The sequence below is a fragment of the Mesorhizobium sp. M4A.F.Ca.ET.050.02.1.1 genome (assembly GCF_003997725.1).
Classification (GTDB): Bacteria; Pseudomonadota; Alphaproteobacteria; order Rhizobiales; family Rhizobiaceae; genus Mesorhizobium.
This window is the reverse complement of record NZ_RZSG01000001.1, coordinates 14,750-38,874: the sequence shown is the minus strand read 5'-3', so window position 1 is coordinate 38,874 and position 24,125 is coordinate 14,750. Positions and strand designations below refer to the sequence as shown.

The window sequence follows — 24,125 nt, the reverse complement described above, 5'->3', positions numbered from 1 at the left end:
GCTAAAGTTTCTCGCGGGTTCGAGGATCAAGAGAGGCAGCGATCAGATCGGACGCCGTCGTCGCCAAGACAGTAACAACAGTGGTGACTAGCACGGCCCCTATTACGACTGCATAGTTGCGCGTGTTGACCGCCTGTACAATCAAGGCACCGATACCTGGTCTTGCGAAAACGACCTCGATAAAGACAGCTGACGAAAGCAACCACGCTATGCCCACGCCGAGGATCGTCACTGTCGGCAGGATCGCAAGCGGCAGCGCGTAATGCAAAACAATGCGCCATTCGGAAATGCCGAAGGAACGGGCCATTCGCACATGGTTTTCACCCAGGATCTCCATCATGGATGCCCGTACCAGCCGGGAGATGTATCCAACCCAGCCGATCCCGACGGCGAAGGCTGGCAGAATGAGATGAACAAGGCCGTCCAAAAAACCCTGTCCGGCTCCGACTGCTGGTAACCAATGGAGCGTGACAGCGAAGATCAGGAGTGCGTAGACAGCCATGACGAACGAAGGAATCGCGATCGTGGCGACTGCCATGATCGCGACGATCTGGTCGATGACAGAATTACGCCTCATGGCCGAATAACAACCGAGCGGCACCGCAATCGCCACCGCCCACAAAATCGAGACGAAGATTAGTTCGATAGTATAAGGAAGTTGCTCGAATATTATGTCCGCAACCGGACGTTGGCTCAACACATCAAAACCAAGATTGCCTTGCAGCAGCCCTTCGAAGAAAATGACGATCTGCACGGCAAGCGGCTTATCCAGCCCCATCTCCCGATGAAGGTGCGCTATCATTTCAGGCGTGGCGCGGGGACCTAGCAGAGCAACGGCTGGGTCGCCAGGCACCGCATGGATCATCATGAACACAAGGGTCACCGCGATCACCGTAATGGCGACCGCGAGGAAAACGCGTTTCAGTAGATAGATCCACACAGTTCACGCTCAAGCTTAAGCCGGCTGGAAATCGATATATAATGGGGTTCCATCTGGGCGCATCGCCGCTTTCATTCGCGTCTTCCGATATAGGATTGGATTGGTCTCATTGGTCAGGAACCGAAATGCGCCAGAATCTTCCATCAAGTCCTGCATGTCCTCGTAAACCTTTGCCCGCTCGTTGGGATCGTTAATGGACAGTCCCTTAGCGTTTAGCTCGTCAAAGCGTTGGCTGCGGAAGCGTTGCCAGTTCCATATACCCACTTGATCTTGCACGAACCAAGTCACGTAGTCGTACGGATCCGGCAGTCCGGAGAAGGTCATAATAAAGAGCTGCACGTCCTTCCAGCTGTCTCCCTCAGACTCCACGCCGAGTGACCAGAATGTCCCGGGATCTCGGGCATTAACCACCAGAGAAATTCCGACTTGGGACAATTGTGCCTGCACCGTCTGAGCTATGGCTGAAGTCTGGCTGTCGTTTGTACAGTCGAGGCTCAATGTCAAACCATTTACCCCAGCCTTCTCGAGAAGCTCTTTGGCTTTTGAGAGATCACCTTCCGGCGGAACCAGAGTCTTTGCGCGATGCCCAACGATACCTGGAGGAATAATACCCGTGGCCGCAATTGACTGACCGTCATACGCGGTATCTAAAACCTGTGGTACATTGATCGCCCATTGGATCGCCCTGCGGACATTTATGTCCTTCAGTTTGGGATGATCCATGTTCATGCCGATCCATGTATAACGGGTCGATGCCCTTTCCGCGATCTCCGTGTTGGCGGGCGGATTGCTCTTGAACGCCGCGAGAGAGTCCAAACCGACTACGGTGAAATCGACGTCGCCCGCCTGATAAGCACGTTCCGCTGCCTTAGCGTCCGGAATAGGCAGGATACGGATTTCGTCGAAGCCCGGCTTGGGGCCTGACCAGTCCGGATTTCTCGTGAGAAGTGCGTACTGGTTGGGCTTCCAGTCAGCCAGCACGTAGGGACCTGAGAATGCTGGCGGCTTCACACCGAAATTACCGCCGTCCTTGGTGGCTTTCCTTACCGCAGCCTCAGAAACGATTTGGCCGACGGCATAAGGCAGCGGAACAAGCCAAACAGCCGCAAATGGCGCGTTGAACACGATAACACCACTGTAGTCGTCCTCCACCTCGACGTGATTTAACGAGCCCCATTGGGGCTTGATGGGTGAATTGAGCTTGATGACGCGCTCGAAAGAGAACTTAACATCCTTGGCCGTCAGCTCGCCGTAATCGCCACTAAATTTTATGCCTTTCTTGAGGCGAAATCGGATATGCGTGGGATCAACCTGCTCGATCTTGTCTGCAGCCTCTAACTCCCAGCCCCATTCGGTGCCGGGCTTATATCGCGTGAGCTTTGAATAGATACAGTTTGTTAGGTCTACTTCCGCCGCCTGCCCGAGGAAAGCGGGATCCAGCGTGACCAGGTCTCCACTGGAACGCACCTCGAGCACCTTGCCTTCGGCCGCCCAGATGACTTGAGACAAGGGCATGCCAGCAGAGATTATGCCACCGCTTAGCGCGGCTCCTGCCCTAAGAAAGGTGCGGCGGCTTACACTTTGCATCATGTCCTCCATGGCTGTTCCCCTTGCCGAGCGACTTGCCGAGGCGTCTTGCCGTGGCCGCGGCGCCCGCGTTCCTTGCTCGGGTGTGTTTCTCTTTGGAATATACTATGGGGCAGCCAAGCCGCAGGCGGAAAAGATACCGTCAGGCATAAATTCTGTTTATGTCATGAGCTCTCGGCCTAGTTGCCGACGCAGCACTCTTTCCTTCAGAAGTTGCGGAGATGGCGTGAACCTCACTGCTGGTTGGAACGCGTCAATACCTACTATCTCGTTGTAAAAAGCGACATTTGAACCCCGGCCGAGCGGGACCAGTACCGGTCAGTTTAAGTCCCGAGCGAACTCCTTGACGTCGTCTCGTTCAAGTAAAAGCTTGTCGCCTTCCTTCGCCACGATATGTGTCTCGATGCGCCATACGTCGCGCAGCGCGCGGACAGTGGCCGAGAGCGCAATATGCACGTTCCAGTTACCGCGGGCGTACGACTTTTCCCAGTTGGAGGTTCCGCGCGCCGAGCTCGGATCGTCGGGATGCATGGTAAGTGTGTCACTGTGCTTAGCCGAAATGACCATTCCGGTGTGCGGATGCACCACGGTCCCCGCGTCGCTCGCCATCCGGAAAGTTGTCTCGCCCGTGGCTTGGTTGGTGATTACCTCGCGACAGAAAGGTTTACCAGGCTTAATAGTCTCTGTTGCCATCGGCCGAGCACTCTCTGGCTTCAGAAACGGTACAAGTTTGGAGTCTACGGCATTCGCTTTGCGCACCGGCAAGATAAGCCTGCTGGCCGCACAATGTATTGATAGACTTGCCCTCTCTGGACTAGGAAAGACAATAGGCCAATGGCTGGTGGCGATGGCGAGCCTTATGCGTTGCCCTTTTTCAAAGCGTTGCCCGCAAGACCGCAGCTTCAGGCGTATTGCTTCAGCCTTACCGGGCGTCATTGGCTTCAAATCGAGGTCGTCGTGGCGATGGGTCAAATTCAGAATGCCATAGCTCACACGGGTGGCCGAGCCGTCCTTAAACACGAGCGAAAGCGTGGCCGATAGGATTGCCACTGCTTTGTCGGAAGAGAGGGTTACCTCAAGCTCGGGGAAGCCGAGAAGGTCTACCTCCTCCAGAAGAGGCTCGGTTTCGAATACCAAGGCGTTTCCGGCTTCCATGCGCTGGTCGATGGGCTGGTCCGGCACTGCGCCATACGCGCACCAAACACCGGATGATAGCCCCGAAGTGGACGGTGAACAGATCGTAAGAACAGCATCACTGCCATCTCCTTCGGCAAGAAGTCCCGGTGAGAGCGACAGCCGTCTTTCGACAATGCTCGCCGTCGGCCAGGAAGGCTCAGCGATCCAACGGCCTGGCCGCTCGTCGTAGATGGCGGCGGGGGGCAAAGGATCCTGAATCCACGCGCGCAACATCGGCTCGTCCTCAACGCCGGTGTGGATGGCTTTAAGATGCTGGTCCCACCAGCGCAAGCATTCCTGGAGAAAGCCGATGCGAGGCCCGGGCATGGCGATGTGAGGATACTTATGAGCCCAAGGGCCGATCAGGCCTTTGCGAGGTCCCGGCAGGTTCTCGAGCATGCGCAAGATGGCGTTGGGATAGGCGTCCGCCCAGCCACCCACCGCGTAGACAGGAATCTCGATGTTGGAATAGTCCTCGCAGATAGAACCATGCTTGTAGAAATCGTCCCGACGCTGGTGCGCGAACCAGTCTTGCAGCCAGATCCCGTTGCCGTTGAGCCGCTCTTCCCAAATCTCACGCCAGCGTTCTCCCACAAGAGCTGGATCGGGCGGGGTCATGGCAATCGCCCAAGCCGCTGCCCCCCACATCAAATTTTCGCACATAAGCGCGCCGCCGAAATAGTGACATTCATCCCGGTATCGATCGTCGGTCGAACACAGCGAGATTATCGCCTTGAGGGCTGGCGGACGGCGGGCAGCAACCTGAAGGCTGTTGAACCCGCCCCAGGAGATGCCAATCATACCGACACTGCCTGAGCACCATAATTGCTTCGCCAACCATTCGATCACGGCAAGACAGTCGTCCTGCTCTTGTTTGAGATATTCGCCCCTGCAGACCCCTTCGCTATCACCCGAACCGCGCATGTCCACGCGCACACCTGCATAGCCATGCCCGGCGAAGTATGGATGGGTGAGTTGGTCGCGCTCCACAGTCCCATCCCTCTTTCGATAGGGCAGGTATTCGAGGATGGCGGGGACCGGGTCCGCCTCGGCGTCCTCCGGCAACCAGAGGCGGGCAGCGAGCTTTACCCCGTCCGGCATCGGGATCCAGACATTCTCGATCTCGCGCACTTTGCGGGGGAAGTCGGTAACAACGCGGATGTCATCCATGGTCCAATCCTCATATGCGTTCGCGCTTGCCGAACTGCCCTTGAGGTTCAGCAAGAAGGCGGCGGGTAACCTGCTGGAACAAAAGCGGTGGCAGGGATACCCGTGTTCGTCGAAGGGGGACCGGCGACCAAGTTGCGAGCGCCGTCCTCGTCCTCACCTCGAATAGACGACGAGGCTGAAGAGTCGCAGACTGAAAAGCTCGCGACTGGCATAAAGCCGATTCATATCAAACGTTGCGCTCGCTAGCCTTAGTCCCGAGTGACAGGTTTCGCGCAGACTTAGGTCAACTTGGCTCTCGCATGGAGCGCGTCAAGGCTCGGCCCAACACCCGAGCGGCGGGATGTCATGGTGGCGTGAGACCGGTCGCCTCACCGAGCCTAGTTTGCCATCAACTTCCCATCAGCCTATCTGGGGCACCTCTCAGCCTTTAGTGATAGCCCGACAAATCTCGCAATGGAGATCCGTATTCCGCGGTTGCGCAGGATCGTCACGCATCGTCCGGCTATACGACTTTATTTGACTCCGGCCAGCCAGCGGATGTTCTTCCCGCAACCGCGACCGGCCGGCGGATGCAGGCGGATCAGCGGCGGTTAATGCGCCAAATAGCAGGCCATGGCCCGTTTTCCCCAACGAGATCTCTCTCTAAAACCCGAACGTCCAAGTTATCCTTCACGCCACGATTTTAAGCTCTTAGGTGGCTCCGCACCCGACGCACCTGCACCAACATTCCACTCCCCCAAATCGATACGCTTATATTGATTCTGAAGTGACATCTTACTGACGCGGCAGTTAGTCACTTCCAATGAATTATCCGTCGCTCACATACATGTATAGCCGCCATCAACGGACAGGATGGCTCCCGTGCAATAGCTTGATGCAGGGCTGGCAAGAAACAGCACCGCGGATGCAACTTCATGGGACTCGCCCATTCTTCCCAGCGGAGTCTGCTCTAACCATCGATCATACTGAAATGAGCTTTCATTCCTCGGGGAAATTGTCATCTCTGTTGTAACATATCCTGGAGCTACCGCATTTACTCGCACATTATGCTTTGCCCAGGCACAGGCCAGCGACTTCGTCATCATGTGAATGGCGCCCTTACTGGTAATATAGGCGGTGTTGTTCTGTGGCTGCGTCACTATCATGCCGCACATGGATCCGATGTTCACGATGTTGCCCCAGCGACGGGCGATCATGTGCCGGCCAAAGGCCCTCGCACACCAAAATGCAGCATCCGAATTGACCCGCATCGTTGCCAGCCAGTCCGCGTCGGAAGTGTCGAGGGCCTCGGTTATCCGGGCTATACCGGCATTGTTAATAAGGACGTCGATCGGCTGTTCGGCATTCAGTTCGTCGGCGAGCGCCGTAACCGCATCCGGCTTTGCCACATCGATGCCGCGATGACTTGCCGCGATACCGCATGATGCGAGTTTGGCCGCAGCGGCAGCAGCGCTATTCGCGTCCAAGTCCGCGATGACAATTGACGCGCCCGCTTGGCCGAGAGCGTGAGCGATTTCAAGCCCGATACCGCGCCCCCCTCCGGTTACAATTGCACGCTTGCCGGACAGGTCGAATTTCTTCAGATAATCCATGCTGCCTTTGATCCAAGTTTGTATGTTGGCCTCGCCCCAATAAATTGACCGGGATCATGATCCCGATACGGGTGGCGCCCGTTGTTGCTTTTGCGGGTCTGTGCCACTCTGCCGGCTATCATCACTAAAACGGCCCCGCGACACGGATACGGAATGACATTGTCCAGCACCGTCCGACAGGGATCAACATTCTGCCGCAGAAACAACCCGTATAGGCAGCCTGGCCAATTGGCTTGCAATGATAGGCGCCAGCAATTGTCCTGAGAATGCGCAAAAGGATTCGCTGGCCGTAAACCCAGCTTATGTCCAGCCGCTCATGCGCAAGATCGCGAATACGCTACCTTCGCCGGCCATAACGCAAGCGTCTAGTTGCCAAACTTGGACCTCATGCTCAGGCGACCATGCTCATAGGATTTTCAATATAGCTCTTAAATATCTGCAGCAACTTTGCTCCGAGCACGCCGTCCACACAGCGATGGTCGATGGAAAGGGTAACACTCATCACCGTTGCGATGGCCATTGAACCGCTCTTGACGACTACATGCTGTCTGCCCGCACCGACTGCCAGAATCGTAGCGTGGGGGGGATTGATCACGGCAGCGAACTCTTTGACCCCCATCATGCCCATGTTCGAGATCGATGTCGTGCCGCCTTCATATTCTTCAGGCTTTAGCTTGCGATCTCTCGCGCGTTTGCCGAGGTCCTTCATCTCGGCGGAAATGACTTGAAGTGTTTTCTGTTCAGCCTTGCGTATGATCGGCGTGATCAGACCGCCTGCGATCGAGACAGCTACCCCTATGTCGACGTGCTGGTGTTTAAGAATAGCGCCCTCGGTCCAGGAGACATTCGCGTCCGGAACGTCACGCAGCGCAAGCGCCAAGGCCCTTATCACCATGTCATTGACGGACAACTTGTAGACCGGCAGTCCGTCCGCGGCCCTAGGCGCCGCACCGTTGAGTCGGGAGCGCAGTCCTAGAAGCTGATCGATCTCGCAATCCACTGCGACATAGAAATGCGGAATGGTTTGCTTCGAGGTCAGCAGACGACGTGCAATCGTCCTTCGCATCCCGTCGTTAGGTATGCGTTCATATGATCCGCCCTCAAACAGCTTAAGAACAGCGTCGTCCTTGGCACCTTTGCTTCCAGACGACGCTGCAGGAGCAGGGCCTCCAGGCGCGTCGGACCGTTGTCCAGGGGCTGCGGCAACCGAACCAGCTTCAGTCTTTATGGCAAGAACGGCGACCAGGTCCCTGACTTTTAGACCGTTAGCGCCTTCCGGAACGACAATCCTTTCCAGAGTACCGCCGGCAGCGGCCTTGATCTCACCTGTATCGCTACCGCTTGATACTTGAGCCAAAACATCTCCGGCCTTTATGTCGTCCCCCTCGTTGAACATCCATTTTACAATGGTGGCTGCTCCCATATCGGAAACGAAGGCCGGCATTCTGACGTTGATAGGCATCGGCTCTACTGTGGCTTTTGAGGTATCTAGCGGGCTAGCGGTTTGCGGGTTCGGGCTGCTCTGCTTGGGGTACGAAGCGGAAAAATCTTCGAGCTGAACGGATGTTGGGGCTAAGAAGGCTCAAATGCTCACAGCAACAGTCCTCCGTCGATCGCGATCTCCGCCCCGGTAATGTAGCGGCTCTCGTTCGAGAGCAGGAAGAGAACGAGGTCGGCCACCTCGTCGACCGTCCCGGCCCGCTTGAGCGGAATGAGCGCGTACTGGCGCTCTCTGTCGGACGGATCCTCGGCGAGCAGCATGTCGGTTTCCACCCACCCGGGGTGGATAGAATTGACGCGGATTCCTGCTGGCGCAAGCTCTAGGGCCGCGCATTTTGTCATGCCTCGAAGGGCCCATTTCGTCGCGGAGTAGGCCATACAAGTTCGACTTCCGCGCATCCCGGCGACAGACGAGATGTTTACTATTGCGCCACCGCCGGATGCCTCGATCAGAGGTGAGACTTCCCGCATACCGAGGAAGCAACCCAACTGATTCACACGGAAGTGCTTTTCGAAGAGCGCGACGCTCGAATCCCTCATTGGCACGGGTTCATAAATCGCCGCGTTGTTGACCAGACCATGAAGTCCCGTCCCCTCCCCCTCCAGACAGCGGATCAGGCTTCGCCAGTCTTGCTCGCTAGTGACGTCGAGATGCACGTATGACGCTTTTTCACCAATAGTCGCTGCAAGTTGTTCGCCCTGCTCGTCTAGGAGGTCGCCGATGACAACCCGCCCTCCCTCCGTTGCGATTTGGACGGCTTCCGCCGCACCTTGACCTCGAGCTCCACCAGTAATCAAAACCGTCTTGCCTTCGAAGCGTTTGTCCCGCGTCATGGTAGTCCTACAGCAACGAGCAGTTGACTCCGAATACTAACCAATGGGTATGCAGACGTAAGCAGCCAGGAGTGGCACTTAAATCGCCGGAGGTTCTGAAGTTTAGTCAGATAAGTAACGAACCGTGATTCTTTTCTACTGCCCGGTGTTGATGCGACAGATGACGATTCCGACTTCCGTCGCTGACCCTTCATCAACAAGGATTTCGGCAACCACGCCTGCGGTCTCCGCCTCTATCTCAATGTTAGTTTTTTCCGACTCCACTTCGGCTAGAATCTGACCCGGAACGACCGAGGTGCCGACCGAAACATACCACTTCGTAAGATCAACCTCGACCGTCGATGCACCCATCTTCGGGATACGAACTTCAAACATGAGCATAGCTCCTTACGGCTAAGATCGCGTCTTCCAGTTGCTGCGGCTTCGGCAGAACAGCAGCTTCGAGCGCAAGATTGAACGGCATAGGAACGTCAGCTCGCGTGACACGCTTGATCGGGGCCTTGAGAGATGAAAACGCCAGCTCCCCTATTATTGCGCTCAATTCGGCGGCGAACCCACAAGTACGGTTCGTGTCGTCGTAGATTACGACGCGGCCAGTTTTCTTGACGGACTTCAACAGCCCTTCCCTGTCAAGCGGCAAGAGAGACCGAGGATCCCACACTTCGACGCTGATGTTTTTCTCCTGGGCGAGGCGCTCAGCGACAGCTAGAGCCTCGGGCACTAAATGCCCGATAGCAATGACTGTGACATCGGATCCTTCACGCTTAACGTCACCGCAACCGAAAGGGACGGCATAGATTTCCTCCGGCACCGGACCCTTTTGCGGAAGCGACATGGCTGATGCTATGAAAACGACGGGGTCGTCTTCGCGGATCGCCTGGATCATGAGGCCCTTGGCGTCGTAGGCATTCGAAGGGCAAACAACCTTGAAGCCAGCGTGTAGGAGGTACGGATAGGGATTGTCTGAGTGCTGGCCCGCGTTTCCACCCCGCGATCCAGACACCATAAGCGTGTAAGTGATTGGAAGATTTGCTTGACCTCCTAACATCAATCGCATCTTCGCCGCTTGATTGACTAGCTGGTCGAATGCGACGTAAATCAGTGAGGGAACTTGAAACTGAACGATTGGGCGCAAACCGGCCAAAGCCGCCCCCGTAGCGAAGCCGGTGAACGCTGCCTCGGAAATGGGTGTGTCGAGTACGCGGAGATCGCCGAAAGCGCCATGGAGGCCTTTCGTCTCACCGCGAATTCCACCTCGAATGTCCTCCCCGATAATCATGACACTCTCATCTGCCCCCATGGCCTGATGGTAGGCTTCGTTCATGGCCTGAAGAAATCTCAGCTGTCTCACGGCTCTACTCCCCATGCCGGAGTGTTCGGATACGGCACGGCATACATGCAATCGAGAGCCTCGGCCGGGTTCGGCGGGGGGCTGCTCCTAGCGAACTCGACGCCCCGATCGATCTCAATGTTGACCTCGGCATCGATAGCTTCAATGTCTTCTTGAGCGCACAAGCCACTTTCCATCATACGCGCCGCCCAGATCTTGATAGGGTCCCGCAACTTCCAGCGATCGACTTCCTCTTGAGATCGATAGTTCATCTTCATGTGACGCTCGCCTGTATAATGCCCAAAGTAGCGATAGGTTTGACACTCAATGAACGTTGGGCCTTTGCCGGTCCGAGCGCGTTCCGTAGCAGTGAGAGCAGCGTGATAAACGGCCTCGACGTCCATGCCATCGACGCACACACCAGGCATTCCGTAGGATTGGGCGCGAACGTAAGGGTCTAGGATCGTGACTTCTTTGAGAGGCGTCGAGATCGCGTACTGATTGTTCTCGCAGACGAAAATGACAGGAAGATCCCAAATCGCCGCGAGGTTCATCGCCTCGTGGAGGACCCCTTGGTTGATTGCTCCGTCGCCGAAGAATGAAACAGCAACGCGGTTTTCGCGAGCAGCTTTGAATTTGTGAGCCGCACCACAGGCTATAGGGGCTCCAGCGCCGACGATACCATTCGCCCCAAATATTCCAATCCCGACGTCAGCAATGTGCATGGATCCGCCGCGACCCTTATTGTATCCGCCCGTTCGCGCGAGCAGCTCAGCAAACATTCTGCCAACGTCGCCGCCCTTCGCCAGTGTGTGGCCATGCCCTCGATGGGTACTTGTGACGATGTCTGAAGTCGTGAGTGCGCCGCAAATACCAACCGCAACCGCCTCTTGCCCGCTGTACTCGTGACATACGCCGGCGATCTCGTTGTCATCGACTAGGGTGACGACCCGGTTCTCAAACTGCCTGATACGCGCCATGTCGTAATACAAGCTTCTCGCGAATTGAGCAGGCATAATGTTAGACGTCGACGCCTCTATTTTGTGTTCCAAGTTGATCTACTCCGGTCAAACCCGTTGTCGATGTGGCTACTCGATACCTATCGCCGACCAAGATTGTCGCGGCACGCAAGCCCAGAATAACTCTTTTCGAATAAACCATATTCCGGGCGTCTCGTAGACTGAAAGGATGGCGTCGGGTATAGACCTGATTGATATCAAGCCTCACAATCTTCACCCGAGGTAATCGCTTCTCGCCGTGGACCGGTGGCCGCGCATGAAGTACGAGAACGCGGCCAGCGAACTCAACGTGACGCGTTAAGATCCGCACATGACAGAACCTGAAAGGCAACTGTAGCAGTGCCGCGAACCGGGTTCCTCCCTATGCAGCAGCGGCGTGAACTGACCGCCCAGTTCTGTCCACCCAACTTTTACTGCCCGGATCGGCTGACGCGCCGGCGGTTGGCTTCGCGATAGGCCTGCTTAAAAGGCTTCCAATTGAGAGGCCGTCTCTCTCAAAGGGAGCTGTAGAGAGGATTTAACGTTTTCCAGTGTGTAAGCAAATGCAGTGGGCCTATCGAAGCGCCAATCCTTGTTGGCATACCCTCCAGAGCCCTCTTTAGGTTGTCCGCGGTGATCACCGAGCCTGCGTAAAGCCAGTTGGCCAAGTCAAGCATGGCGTCATATGCATCAGTTCAGTCGCGGTGCCGCAGGCATCCTTGAAAATCCTGATGCGGTAGTCGCGCGAAATCGCGTCTCACACTGTCGTTTCCAAACAAACCTCGCTTAAGCTCCGAACATTATAAGATGGTCCGCATTCAATCGGCGCAGCAAAATCTCCAAATTCGTGTTGTAGAACGCGCTGGGACGCTGCTTTCGTACAAGGCTAGCTTCCGGTTTCAGGTCCACGATGAATCTCGGCAGCCTGCCCGACGCTATGTGATGGGCGTCCGCCGTTCAAAGCCTCGTGACGTAGCGCGTCTACTCCTCTTGGATCATACCAATTCTGTGTATAGACAATAGGCAGCCCCGCTGCACGGCATGCATCGGAGAGCTGTCTTGGCACTCCGCAGCAGCTCTTCTCGATTGTAGATCGACCATGCCCCATCCGCTTCGATGCAGTCATGTAAATCCACCGCAATGACTACAGTGCGCTTGAACTGATCGGGCAACGTCATGTCGAGAACCTTTCCCCTTGTTCATAATTTACCCAAGGACATCTTCAAACAGCCGCGAGTCGTGATAGAAACGCTCCGAGGTCGATCGTGCCGATGCATGGGCGCACCTTCAATTGTCCGTCCAAACGGCTATTTGCCAATGAGGGCACGGAATGCGCAAGCAACCACGCCGCAATCGCGATTTGAATGCCACTTCCTGGTCAGATGGTTCAATTCTCAGGCCTGTTCGAAGAACTCTACTGCAATCAGCCGCTCTTTATTCCAGACGCTAGTGCTTTGACAGGCGAAAGATTGCTGCCCGACATAGACCATCTTCATGACAAGCTTAAAGCCGCTCGTAGGAGCATTCAATTTTTGCGCTGACACGATGCCCGCAGCGAGGGATCGCGAAAGTCCATCCCATACGCGCCTGGAAAGGGGGAGCCTAACGACCGTACGCGGCCGGCCCGGGCAGCATTAGTCCGAACGGCACGAGAGGAATAGCGGAACGACGTCCACAGGTTCTGCAGTCCTAGAGCAGTTCGCATTTAGGTTGACTTATAGCCTGCGCTTTCCATGTAGTTGTTGCATTCGTTTGGGCTGACCTGGGGTGTGGGCGATGGCGTTGTGATCGTTTGGCGGCACGGTCGGATGCAGTGCTTGAGCTTAGCAAACAGCTTCTCGATTGGATTGAGATCTGGACTGTAGGGCGGCAGGAAGAAGAGCCGCGCCCCAGCAGCTCTGACGATATCGCGGACGGCTTGGCCTTTGTGGGAACCGAGATTGTCGAGAATGACGATGTCCCCCGGCTTCAGGGCTTTGATGAGCTCGGTTGCGACATAGGCACGGAGGGCCTGCGCATTGATAGGGCCGTCAATGACCCAAGGCGCCTCCAACCCGATCATGGCGTAGCGCGGCGATGAAGGTCATGGTCTTCCAATGGCCATATGGTGCGTGGGCCATCAGCCGCTTGCCGCGCACACCCCAGCCGCGCAATGGCGCCATGTTTGTCTTGACCCATGGTTCATCCAGGAAGACCAAGCGCGTAGGGTCAATGCGGGTCTGGTAGCGCATCCATTGCGCTCGCCGGCGCATCAGCTTGGGCTTGAACTGCTCGGCCGGCAGAATGGGTTTTTTAAAACTCTTGCCCTCGCGATGCAGGAAGTGACCGACGCTCGCAGGGTGGATGATGAGACCACGTTCAGCCAGTGCCGCCGTCAACTGATGAAGCGTCACGTTGGCATCTCGCTCGACCTAGCCCAGGACGAAAGCACGATGCTCCCATCGATCAGATAGGGCCGGTGACCGCCCATCTTGCCAGGTGCCGCACTGCCAAGGCGACGCTTGCGCGCCGCCCACTTGATCACGCTCGACACCGCCACCCTCAGAGCCGCAGCTACCTCACGGCTCGTCTCGCCCTCTTCAAGTCGGGCCAGTGCTCGCTCCCGAAGATCCATCGAATAAGCCTTCGTCAGTCCCGACCTCCAACGGTCAGAACATCAAATCTGATTTGCTCATCCTTGGGAATCCCGAATCAGATAAAACGCGAACTGCTCTAGTGGTGTGATGGGATCGCAAAAAGCTTTCGCCCGAGGGACTTGGACATAAAGTGGGTTTAAGACTAGCGAAACCTTTTGCGCATTCTCAAGGCTATTGCCCGCGCCTATCATCAGCAAGATACAAATCCGGCACGCCTTCTTAGACGGCGGGGCCACGAGTGTTTTAATGCGGGACGCCGGTCGTTCCGCTATCGCGGGCGAGGCTCTGAATGGACACTGACGTTCCCGCAAACCGACGCCGCGGAGGCCGGTCTTCGGTGGTTGCGGCACGGGAGGCTGAAAGAAGGCCGCGTGTCTCGACTATCAAGTACGGAATTCGACCTGTGGAGGCCGTCAACGCCGAACAGCTTGAGCGCATTCATCAGGCTTCGCTGGCGATCCTACGCGAGATCGGGATCGAATTCAGAGATGAGACAGCGATCAGGCAGTGGAAAGAGGCGGGGGCGGATGTCCGTGAACACCGCGTTCGCCTCGAGGCCGACATGGTCATGGATCTCATCTCCAAGGCCCCTTCCCGTTTTGAAATGACGTCTCGCGATCCGTCACAGCGTTTCGAGATCGCGCCAGATACAATGACTTTCGGCGTCATGCAGGGTGCGCCAAACATCCGCGATCTTCAGGGCGTGCGGCGCGCATCCACGATCGAGGATCTCCGGAACATGAACCGGCTGACCCAGATGCTGCCCGGTTTCCATATCGCGGGCGGGTTCACCTGCGAGCCGACCGACATCGCCGTGCCATGGCGCCATCTGCACATCAATCATTCGAGCCTGGTGGAAACCAACATGCCTTTCTTCGGTCTGACGACCGGAAAGCAACGTGCCGACGACTCGATCGCGATGGGCCAGATCGTGCATGGCAAGGCATTCATGGATCAGAACGCGGTGATGATCGGTCACGTGTCGGGCAACTCGCCGCTTGTCTGGGATTCGACCATGCTGGAAGGGCTTCGCGCCTTCGCCGACGCGAACCAGGTCGTGCTGCTGTCTCCATTCGTGCTCGGCGCCGCCAACACTCCCGCCGACATCCCCGCCACGATCGCCCAGTTGAATGCGGAGGCGCTCGCCGCGCTGGCCTATACTCAGCTTGCCGCGCCAGGCGCCAAGATGATCTACGGTCAATATTCCGTCTCGGTGTCGATGCGCAGCGGCGCCCCCATGTCCGGCATGCCGGAAGTTACTCTGATCAACGCCGTCATCGGACAACTGGCAAGGCGCTATAACGTGCCGTGGCGAACCACTGCGTCTCAATCCTCCGCCAAAACCTTCGATGCCCAGTCCGGTTATGAATCAGCCATCGCCTACATGTCCGGCGCCAGCGCCTGCTCCAACCTTATGATGCATGCCGGCGGCTGGGATGAAGCCGGTCTGGTGTGCTGCATGGCGAAGTTCATCGCCGATGCTGAACAGAACCTGCTCATCGAGAAATACGCGCGGGGCATATCATTCGAATATTTCGAGGATGCGCTCGAAGCCGTCCGCCGCATCGGACCCGGCGGCCACTATCTCGGAGATTCCTTCACGCTCAAGCGCTTCAAGGACGCGTTCATCGCGCCGGAGATCCTCGACTACCTAAGCTACGAGCAGTGGAAGGTCAAAGGTTCCAAGGACATGGCACAGCGCTGCAGGGAGAAGGCGACAGCAATCATCGCGAGCTACGAGCAGCCGCCGATGGACCCTGCCGTCCGCGAGGAACTCGATGCGTTTGTGGCGAAACGCCAGGAGGATATTTCCCCGAGCCTCGCCTAAGTCCAGCCAGGCGCCCATGAATAAATGGACCGGGAACAATAAAATTAGGGAGAAGAAACATGGCGTTTTTCAGAAGCAATGGGGATCGCGTTCCAGCTTCCATCGATAAGATGGCGAGCGAGGTCAAAGCAGGCACGATGGACCGGCGTGAGTTCCTTGCGCTTGCAAGTACATTCGGCGCCTCGGGTGCGATGGCCTATAGCCTGATCGGCGTGGCATTTCCCCAATCGGTGCGCGCCGCTGAACAGAAGAAGGGCGGAATTCTGCGCGTCTCAATGCCCGTCAAGGCGCAGAAAGACCCGCGTACCTATGACTGGGTGGAACTTGCCAACATCTCTCGTTGCTGGCTGGAGCCGCTCGTCCGTTACACACATGAGTTCACGTTCGAACCTGTTCTGCTGGAAAGCTGGGAGATCAATGAGGACGCGACGGAGTATGTCTTCCACGTCCGGAAGAGCGTCACCTGGAACAACGGCGATACATTCGACGCCGATGACGTAATCTTCAACATAACCCGGTGGTGCGAGAAGGGCGTCTCGGGCAACTCGATGGCCGCTCGTGTCGGGGGGCTTATCGATGCCAAGAACGGCAAGGCGAGAGATGGAGCGATCGTCAAGGTCGATGATTATACCGTCAAACTCGAGCTAAGCGACCCCGACATCGCCATAATCGCGAATTTCACCGACTATCCCGGGCTGATCGTCCACCCCAGTTTCGATGCCGGCGGCGCCGACCCAGTCACGAAGCCGATTGGGACGGGTCCATTTGAACTGGTATCCTACTTGGTCGGCAGCAAGGCTGAAGTCAAACGCCGGCAGGATGGCAAGTGGTGGGGCGGCGAGGCGTTGCTCGATGGCGTGCAGTTCGTCGATTATGGGACCGACTTCCAGGCGACGGTGGCTGCTTTCGAGTCCGGGGAGGTCGATCTCAATCTGGAGACTCCGGCTGACTTCATCGACATTCTGGACAAGATGGACCTGGTAAAATCGGAAGTCGCAACGGCAACGACGCTCGTGTGCCGCACCAACACCGCCCACAAACCATATGACGACAAGAAGGTCCGAAACGCGCTGCAGATGGCGGTCGATAACAACGCTGTCCTTCAACTCGGCTATGCAGGGCGGGGAACGGTCGGCGAAAACCATCACGTCAGCCCAATTCATCCGGAATATTATGCTCTGCCCAAAAAGAGCCGGAACGTAGAGGGCGCGAGGAAACTCATTGCTCAATCCGGACATACAGACTTCGAGCATGAGTTGATCTCGATCGACGAGGATTGGCAGAAAAACACCGGGGACGCCATCGCGGCCCAGCTGCGCGAGGCCGGTTTCAAGGTCAAACGTACTGTGCTTCCGGGTTCGACATTCTGGAATGACTGGTCAAAGTACCCATATTCGCTGACCGTCTGGTACATGCGCCCCCTCGGCGTTCAGGTTCTTGCATTGGCCTATCGCACTGGCGAAGCCTGGAATGAGACCGCTTATTCAAACCCCGAGTTTGACGCCAAGCTCAAGAAGGCCTTCTCCGTGAGTGACGCTGCCGAGCGCAAAGAGTTTATGAAGAACATCGAGGACGTGTTGCAGGACTCCGGAGTGATCATCCAGCCGTTCTGGCAAAGCCTCTTCGGTCACATGAACAAAAAGGTCCAGAACTACGTAATTTACCCGACGTTTCAAATGGATCTGCAGAACGTCTGGCTCGCCGCCTGAAGGCTCCAGTCGAGCACGCCGACTGGAGGGCAGGCCTGGTCCGGAGCGTGGTGTCCAGATGGACGTCGTCGGGTGAACAGGACGGTGAAGTCTGGACGATGGCACCATGAAGCAGGGAGAACTGCGCATCTGTCGGTAACGGTGCGACCTGCTCAGGAATAGAAGAGTAGCTCTACCTGCCGTAGGGCCTTGCGGAATCCGGAGCACCTATTGCACACAACTAACTTTAGCGCGACGCCGCGATATTCCCCTGGACCCTGGTGGCGTAGCAAGTTTTCGAGCGAGAAAGCTTCTGGAGAACAGCAACATGGGTAAGTGCGGAATACTAGATCCTTTTGAGTGCGGGGTAATCCCTCTCGCTGATTGGATGACTATCGGGCTGCGCTGGGTTGTTGATCACTACAGGCCGTTCTTTCAATCGGTCAAGGCGCCCTTCGACCTTCTACTGCAGTGGTTCGGCATAGCGCTCCATTCGGTTCCTCCGGTCGTGATGATCATCGTTGCGGGCCTGGCGGCTTGGCAGTTCGGCGGACGGAAGGTCGCCGGGGTTATCGTCGGCGCTCTCATCTTTATGGGTCTCATCGGCGTCTGGCAGGACGCCATGACGACGCTTTCAATTGTGCTGACTTCGCTCGTCGTAGCGGTGATGCTTGGCATTCCGCTCGGTATCTGGGCGGCGCGGAGCGAGCGAGTATTTGTGGTGATGCGTCCGATCCTTGACGGGATGCAGACCATTCCAGCGTTCGTCTACCTGGTTCCCATTGTGATGCTCTTCGGTATCGGCAACGTGCCGGGCGTGATCGTTACGGTAATTTTTGCGGTTGCGCCGCTGATCCGCCTTACGAACCTCGGCATACGGCAGGTACCGGAAGAGGTGATCGAAGCCATGCGCGCCTTCGGCGCTACGGAGCGTCAGCTTCTGTGGAAGGCTCAGCTGCCGCTTGCGCTACCCACCGTCATGGCCGGCATCAACCAGACGCTGATGATGTCGCTATCGATGGTGGTCATCGGTTCGATGATCGCTGTTGGTGGACTGGGCCAGACGGTGCTGCGCGGCATAGGCCGTCTTGATGTGGGTTTGGCGACAGTCGGGGGCCTGGGCATCGTCGCGCTGGCCATCGTGCTGGATCGCTTCACGCATTCGCTGTCGACACAGAAGCGAAGGCCGGGCGAGCTCTGGCATCAAGGTCCGGTGGGACTTTTCAGGGCCGTCACCTTAACAACTAGTCACAGAAGCTGAGCAATTTGCTCACACAGGGAGGAAACGATGAAGATAAAATGTGTGGCGCTGGCCATGGCCGTGATGGCTGGCTATGCGGTGCCGGCAATGGCAGATCAGGTCATGCCGGCCTGGAGCGGAGCGACAGAAGAGCTGTTCCAGACATTTGTCGTGGATGAGGGTCTCAAGGAGCTCGGCTATAACATAGCTGACCTGACCCAGGTTCAAGTTCAGCTGGCGCATACCGCTGTAGCTAACGGCGATCTCACCTTTTATGCGGTGCACTGGGTTCCGCTTCACGACACTTTCTGGAAAGCATCAGGCGGCGATGAAAAGCTGATGAGCGTCGGCACCCTAATCAAGAACAGCCTGCAGGGCTATCTGATCGATAAGAAAACGGCCGACGCCACTGGCATCAAGTATCTTGAGGACCTCAAGGATCCCGAGAAGGCCAAGCTTTTCGACATCGACGGGAATGGAAAGGCAGACCTCTACGGTTGCGAACCGGGGTGGGGCTGCGAACGCGTGATCGAGCATCAGCTCGACGCCTATGGCCTGCGTGATACCGTCGAGGAAAAGCAAGGCGGCTATTTCGCCATCATTCCTGACGCGATCGAACGCATCAAGGCTGGCAAGCCGACACTGTACTACACTTGGACGCCGCTGTGGGTATCTGCCATTCTCCGCCCAGGCAAGGAGGTTGTCTGGCTCAACGTCAAGAACACCTCTCTTCCTGACGCGGAGACCGGCAACACAGTTGTTGAAGGCCTCGGGAATCTTGGCTTCGCCGTGAACGACCAGAAGATCATCGCCAATACGACTTGGCTGAAAGCCAACCCGAAAGCCAAGAAATTCTTTGAGCTCGTGCAGATCCCGATTGCGGACGTCAACGCGGAAAATCAAAAGGTTGCCAATGGTGAAAAGAGCAACGAGCAGATCATGAAACACGCAACCGACTGGATCGCCGCTCACCACGCTGATTGGGAAAAGTGGATCGCTGAAGCCAAGGCCGCCAAGTGAGGCTCTGAGGTTTAAATCGGCCGGCGGCATCCGCCGGCCGATTACGGTCTGAAGATAGGCACAACACACTATCGAGAGTTCCGCACATGACTATACCCGCCATCGTCTGTTCCGGCTTGTGGAAAATTTTCGGGACGCGCAAAGGGAAAGCCCTCGCGGCGGCCCGCGATCGCGGGTTCAGCAAGAGGCAAGTCCTTGAAGAATTCGATTGCGTTCTGGGTGTGGCCGATGTGTCCTTCTCGGTCGAGCCCGGCGAGATCTTTTGCATCATGGGGCTGTCCGGCTCAGGGAAATCGACGCTTGTCCGCCATCTCAATCGGCTGATCGAACCAACCGCAGGCGAGGTTCGGATCGGCGGAAATGCCATCAACAAACTTTCGCCGTCTGAACTCCGGACCCTTCGCTCAGAGACGGTCGGCATGGTCTTCCAGCACATGGCGCTGCTGCCGCACCGCACCGTCTACGACAATGTTTCCCTCAGTCTCGAACTCCGAGGCAAATCACGCAAGGAGTGCCGCCGCGTGGCGGAAGAAAACCTCAAGCTCGTTGACTTGAGCGGTTGGGGCGAGCGTTACCCGGACGAGCTCTCGGGCGGGATGAAGCAGCGGGTGGGGCTTGCCCGTGCCATGGCGGCAGACCCGCAGATCCTGTTACTGGACGAGCCGTTCTCAGCGCTCGACCCGTTGATCCGCCGCCAACTCCAACAGCAGTTCCTAGACCTCGCGAAGGTCGTCCAGAAAACAACGGTGTTTATCACACACGACCTCGACGAAGCCATTCGCCTGGGCGATCGTATTGCGATCATGAAGGATGGTAAGTTCGTTCAAGTGGGAACGCCGGAAGACATCGTAACCGCGCCCAAGGACCGCTATGTCGCTGATTTCGTCTCAGGCATTTCGCTGCTCAATCTCGTCACTGCCAGGAAGATCATGCAGCCGCGGGACAGCATAGCGACGCTTTCTGAAAAGAAATTCCAAGCGCTCCCCCGCGTGCAAACCACTGACAAGCTCTCCGCTGTGATCAGCACCGCTGCGGATGGCGGCGATCTGATCGCAGTCTATGACGGCAGCGAGCCGGCGGGCGTCGTCACCCGGCGCGCCCTGTTTTCAGGAATTCAAGGCGTGATATCGAGCCCCAAGGCCGTGAGTGGTTTGAAATCGGGAAAAATTTGCCAGTACGGGGGCAGCTCTGCCCCCTCAATCCGCCCAACAAGCTCTGGAAGATCAATCGATATGGACACAGCTGCGCTCTCTGCTCACAGCGACGAAGGCAAGAAATGAGCGAACCGACCTTGTCCCGTGCTTAGTAGAAGTGCTCGCGCAGTGCCCCGGCGCCCTGCATGCTGAACAGTCTGAAACTACTTTCGTGAAGGACCCCGCCGTCGCCCTTTCGCGGCGATGACTTACGTTCCGCCCGGGCGATCCACGCGCGGTGGACGCAACGGGCTTTAAATCCGCACGCCCATTTTACCACCGCCGATCTGACACATTTAAATTGGTCCTATTGAAGACTTGCCACCCACCCACGGCTGTGGTCGATCGTAGGGACCGGTACTGAGGACGTCTGCCTACAAGGCCTTGAGCCGCTCCACCGCGGTTAGGGCTGATATCTCTCGGGCCTTGGCCAGCATCACTACTTTCAAGGTCTCCCAACAAGAGACGGCATTGGGGATACGGACACCTAGACGCTTGACGTATAATTGCTCGCGTTACGTATCGAAGCTGCATCCCTTGCGAAGACGCGTTGCGCAGCTATCCACTCATTCCTATAGGTGTTTGTAACTCAGGCCCGCACTTTTTCAGCCTTCGGATCGTACATCGGCTTCAACGATGCTTCCGCCGCGAAGCGTTCGCCGGCGATTTCGATCTCGTAGGATGAAGCCAGCACATCGGCCTCGCTCTCGCCCCGGCATGGCACATAACCCAGCCCTACCGCGCCGCCGAGGTGATGGCCGTAATTGCCTGATGTGATCGGACCGACGATCTTGCCGTCGCGCAGGATCGCCTCGTTATGGAAGAGCAGGGGCTCTGGATCCTTAAGCCGGAACTGGACGAGCCGGCGTGACAGGCCGGCTTCCTTTTTGCGCAGCACGGCATCGCGGCCGATGAAGTCGCCCTTGGCGGTCTTCACCGCGAAGCCGAGGCCGGCCTCCAGCACATTGTCCTCGTCGGTGATGTCGTGGCCGAAATGCCGGAAAGCCTTTTCGATGCGGCAGGAATCCAGCGTGTGCAGGCCGCAGAGTTTCAGGCCGACATCGGCACCGGCCTCGTCGATCGCTTCGAAAACGTGTGCTGCCTGGTCGGTCGAGACATAGAGTTCCCAGCCGAGCTCGCCGACATAGGTGACGCGGTGGGCGCGGGCCAGGCCCATGCCGATCTCGATCTCCTGGAATGTGCCGAACGGATTTTTCTCATTGGAGAAATCGTTCGGGCTGACCTTCTGGATCAGCTTTCGCGCATCCGGACCCATGAGACAGAGCACGCTTTCGGCCGCCGTTACGTCGGTGACGACAACGAACTGCCCGCCGACATGGCGGCGCAGCCAGGCGAGGTCACGCTGCAGCGTGGCGCCTGGGACGACGAGGAAGAACGCCGTCTCCGACAGGCGCGAGACCGTCAGGTCGCTCTCGATGCCGCCGCGTTGGTTGAGCATCTGGGTGTAGACGATCTTGCCCGGCGCGACGTCCATGTCGTTGGCGCAGAGCTTCTGGAGGAAGGCACAGGCGTCGCGGCCTTCGACACGGATCTTGCCGAACGAGGTCATGTCGAACAGGCCGACCTTGTTTCGGACCGCGAGGTGTTCCTCGCGCTGGTTGTCGAACCAGTTCTGCCGCTTCCAGGAATAGCGGTATTCGCGCTCCTGGCCCTCGCGTGCGAACCAGTTGGCGCGCTCCCAGCCGGCGACTTCGCCGAACACCGCGCCGCGCGCCTTCAGATGCTCATGCAGGGGCGAGCGGCGGACATTCCTCGAGGTCGCCATCTGCCGATAGGGGAAATGGTCGGCATAGAGCAGGCCGAGCGTCTCGGAGACGCGCTCCTTGAGATAGCGTCGGTTCTTCTGGAATGGCTGGGCGCGGCGGATGTCGACCTCCCACAGGTCGAAGGGCGCTTCGCCGTCATTGATCCACTGCGCCAGCGCCATGCCGGCGCCGCCGGAGGAGACGATGCCGATCGAATTGTAGCCGGTCGCCATCCAGTAGCCGGACAGCTCCGGCGCCTCACCGAGATAGTAGCGGTCATCGGGCGTAAAACTCTCCGGACCGTTGAAGAAGGTGTGGATGCCGGCGGTCGCCAGCATCGGCATGCGGTTGACGCCCATTTCGAGGATCGGCTCGAAATGCTCCATGTCCTCAGGCAGTTGGTCGAAGCAGAAATCCTCGCTTATGCCGTCCATGCCCCACGGCTTGGCCACCGGCTCGAAGGCGCCCAGCATCATCTTGCCGGCGTCTTCCTTGTAGTAGGCGCACTCGTCCGGCACCCGCAGCACCGGCAGACGGGTGAGGCCGGGGATCGGCTCGGTGACGAGATAAAAATGCTCGCAGGCGTGTAGCGGGATGGTGACGCCGTTCTGCGCTCCCAGTTCGCGCGCCCACATGCCGGCGCAATTGACGACGATGTCGGCCTCGATCGTGCCTTGCTCTTCGCCTTGCGCCCAGGACACGCCGGTGACGCGGCCGGCCCTGGTATGGACCTTGGTGACCTTTACGTTCTCGACGATGGTGGCGCCGCGCTGGCGCGCGCCCTTGGCCAGCGCCATGGCGATGTTTGCGGGGTCGCACTGGCCGTCGAGCGGCAGATGCACGGCGCCGACGACGTCCGAGACATTCAGATGCGGATACATCTGCTTGACTTCATTGGGAGAAATCTCGCGGACATCGACATCGAAGGCACGCGCCAGCGATGCTTGCCTGTAGATCTCGTGCTTGCGCTCCTCGGTCAGCGCCACGGTGATCGAACCGACCTGGCGCATGCCGGTGCCGACCTCGGTCTCGGCTTCCAGCTTGACGTAGAGGTCGGCGGAATATTTCGCCAGCCGGGTCATGTTCTGCGAGCCGCGCAACTGGCCGATCAGGCCGGCGGCATGCCATGTCGTGCCTGACGTCAGCTGCTTGCGCTCCAGAAGCACGATGTCGGTCCAGCCGAGTTTGGCCAGGTGATAGGCGACGGAGCAGCCGGAAACGCCGCCACCGATGATGACCGCTCTTGCTTTGGCGGGAATGGCTTTGGCGGTCATGCGGCCTCGCGGCGGTAGCTGGAAGCGAAACGGCGCAGCCGGAGCGCTGCTTCTTGCAGCATAGGTTCGGGCTGGCAGAGGCTGATGCGGATATGGCCTTCTGGCACGGGGGTGAAGTGGCGCCCTGCGTCACATTCACCTGTCGCCTGCAACGACGATAGTGCGCCTTGATGGGCATTTTCTAAGCCGACCACCCGCTGCCTATTCATGGAGCGACATCCACAAGTTGATGCCCCCTCCGCAGAACGATGCGCAGGGTTTGTCACATCGAAATTGGGCCGCTCTACCACCGAGTTCCCACCTACCTCCGATGCAGAGTTGCCTGGGCATGCTTGTCCTCCGTTAGCGCGACG

15 protein-coding genes and 1 pseudogene are annotated in these 24,125 nt (G+C 57.6%); 5 read left to right on the top strand and 11 right to left on the bottom strand.

Features of this window, described 5'->3' with window-relative positions; genetic code table 11:
- Position 1: 1 nt before the first annotated feature.
- The 10 genes and pseudogenes from EOA33_RS00160 to EOA33_RS00110 all read right to left on the bottom strand — a co-directional run bounded on the left by EOA33_RS00160 (position 2) and on the right by EOA33_RS00110 (position 13,759).
- Complete coding sequence (locus EOA33_RS00160; RefSeq protein WP_126080634.1) at positions 2-940, bottom strand: ABC transporter permease; 939 nt, start codon at positions 938-940, stop codon at positions 2-4.
- 15 nt (positions 941-955) lie between these two features.
- Positions 956-2,539 (bottom strand): ABC transporter substrate-binding protein, encoded by a 1,584-nt coding sequence (locus tag EOA33_RS00155; RefSeq protein ID WP_126080633.1) that lies wholly within the window; start codon positions 2,537-2,539, stop codon positions 956-958.
- A 306-nt stretch (positions 2,540-2,845) separates the two neighbouring features.
- Positions 2,846-4,873: a CocE/NonD family hydrolase gene (locus EOA33_RS00150; protein ID WP_126080632.1), complete on the bottom strand. Its 2,028-nt coding sequence runs from the start codon at positions 4,871-4,873 to the stop codon at positions 2,846-2,848.
- 818 nt (positions 4,874-5,691) lie between these two features.
- On the bottom strand, positions 5,692-6,465 hold the full coding sequence (locus EOA33_RS00145) for an SDR family oxidoreductase (protein ID WP_126080631.1): 774 nt from the start codon (positions 6,463-6,465) through the stop codon (positions 5,692-5,694).
- A gap of 391 nt (positions 6,466-6,856) precedes the next feature.
- The gene (locus EOA33_RS00140) at positions 6,857-7,927 is read right to left on the bottom strand and encodes a 2-oxo acid dehydrogenase subunit E2 (protein ID WP_126080630.1); all 1,071 of its coding nucleotides are present in this window, start codon (positions 7,925-7,927) and stop codon (positions 6,857-6,859) included.
- Between the two features lie 128 nt (positions 7,928-8,055).
- Positions 8,056-8,799: an SDR family oxidoreductase gene (locus EOA33_RS00135; RefSeq protein ID WP_126080629.1), complete on the bottom strand. Its 744-nt coding sequence runs from the start codon at positions 8,797-8,799 to the stop codon at positions 8,056-8,058.
- A 135-nt stretch (positions 8,800-8,934) separates the two neighbouring features.
- Entirely contained in the window at positions 8,935-9,174 is a 240-nt protein-coding gene (locus EOA33_RS00130; protein WP_164762741.1) for a biotin/lipoyl-containing protein, read from the bottom strand.
- Positions 9,167-10,123 (bottom strand): transketolase C-terminal domain-containing protein, encoded by a 957-nt coding sequence (locus tag EOA33_RS00125; RefSeq protein ID WP_206516850.1) that lies wholly within the window; start codon positions 10,121-10,123, stop codon positions 9,167-9,169. Before EOA33_RS00125 ends, EOA33_RS00130 begins: the two co-directional genes overlap by 8 nt.
- A 23-nt stretch (positions 10,124-10,146) precedes the next feature.
- A complete protein-coding gene (locus EOA33_RS00120; RefSeq protein WP_206516851.1) occupies positions 10,147-11,181 on the bottom strand; it encodes a thiamine pyrophosphate-dependent dehydrogenase E1 component subunit alpha in 1,035 nt (344 codons plus the stop codon).
- A 1,651-nt stretch (positions 11,182-12,832) separates the two neighbouring features.
- Positions 12,833-13,759 (bottom strand): annotated as a pseudogene (locus EOA33_RS00110) (IS630 family transposase).
- A gap of 293 nt (positions 13,760-14,052) precedes the next feature.
- Between EOA33_RS00110 and EOA33_RS00105 the strand changes: the two are divergent.
- The 5 genes from EOA33_RS00105 (at position 14,053) to EOA33_RS00085 (ending at position 20,819) form a co-directional block, all read left to right on the top strand.
- Positions 14,053-15,591, top strand: coding sequence for a trimethylamine methyltransferase family protein (locus tag EOA33_RS00105; RefSeq protein ID WP_126080626.1), 1,539 nt, complete (start codon positions 14,053-14,055; stop codon positions 15,589-15,591).
- Positions 15,592-15,650: 59 nt separating this feature from the next.
- Positions 15,651-17,300, top strand: a complete 1,650-nt coding sequence (locus tag EOA33_RS00100; protein ID WP_127404718.1) for an ABC transporter substrate-binding protein — start codon at positions 15,651-15,653, stop codon at positions 17,298-17,300.
- Positions 17,301-17,667: 367 nt separating this feature from the next.
- Entirely contained in the window at positions 17,668-18,540 is an 873-nt protein-coding gene (locus tag EOA33_RS00095; RefSeq protein ID WP_245466464.1) for an ABC transporter permease subunit, read from the top strand.
- A 27-nt stretch (positions 18,541-18,567) separates the two neighbouring features.
- On the top strand, positions 18,568-19,539 hold the full coding sequence (proX, locus tag EOA33_RS00090; protein WP_126080623.1) for a glycine betaine/L-proline ABC transporter substrate-binding protein ProX: 972 nt from the start codon (positions 18,568-18,570) through the stop codon (positions 19,537-19,539).
- Positions 19,540-19,625: 86 nt separating this feature from the next.
- Positions 19,626-20,819 carry a betaine/proline/choline family ABC transporter ATP-binding protein gene (locus EOA33_RS00085; protein ID WP_126080622.1) on the top strand — a complete coding sequence of 398 codons (1,194 nt, stop codon included), beginning with the start codon at positions 19,626-19,628 and terminating at the stop codon, positions 20,817-20,819.
- A gap of 502 nt (positions 20,820-21,321) precedes the next feature.
- Here the strand turns inward: EOA33_RS00085 and EOA33_RS00080 are convergent.
- Positions 21,322-23,772 (bottom strand): FAD-dependent oxidoreductase, encoded by a 2,451-nt coding sequence (locus tag EOA33_RS00080; RefSeq protein WP_126080621.1) that lies wholly within the window; start codon positions 23,770-23,772, stop codon positions 21,322-21,324.
- Positions 23,773-24,125: the final 353 nt, after the last annotated feature.